Origin of the sequence: Pseudomonas baetica (genome assembly GCF_019733355.1) — a bacterium.
In the GTDB taxonomy this organism is placed as follows: domain Bacteria; phylum Pseudomonadota; class Gammaproteobacteria; order Pseudomonadales; family Pseudomonadaceae; genus Aquipseudomonas; species Aquipseudomonas baetica_A.
The window spans coordinates 1-303 of record NZ_JAIHLQ010000169.1 but is presented as its reverse complement, the minus strand read 5'-3'; the positions used below and the strand labels follow the sequence as shown (position 1 = coordinate 303).

1 pseudogene is annotated in these 303 nt (G+C 59.1%); it reads left to right on the top strand.

Annotated elements, in window-relative coordinates:
- Positions 1-90: 90 nt before the first annotated feature.
- Positions 91-303: pseudogene (locus tag K5E40_RS34600) on the top strand (type VI secretion system tip protein VgrG); the annotation flags it as partial.

Sequence of the window (303 nt, the reverse complement as noted above, 5' to 3'; positions counted from 1 at the left end):
ATGTTGTTTACGCCCCTCCAGAATTTCGCGTACGTTGACCCGCTTTTGCGGCCGTCGACGAGCGCCGCTGTACAGCACGAGGAACAAGGGATGTTCGCGCCGGCCAATGAAACTCACTTTGCCCTGACCATCGAAGGGCTCTCCGCCGATTTTCAGGTGTTTACCCTCACCGGCCGGGAAGCCATCAGCCAGCCCTTTGTCTTTGAGGTGGAACTGGTCAGTGAAAAACCGTCGCTGGACCTCGAGACCCTGCTGCACAAACCGGCCTTCCTGCAACTGTCGCCCGACGGCAGCGGCATACAC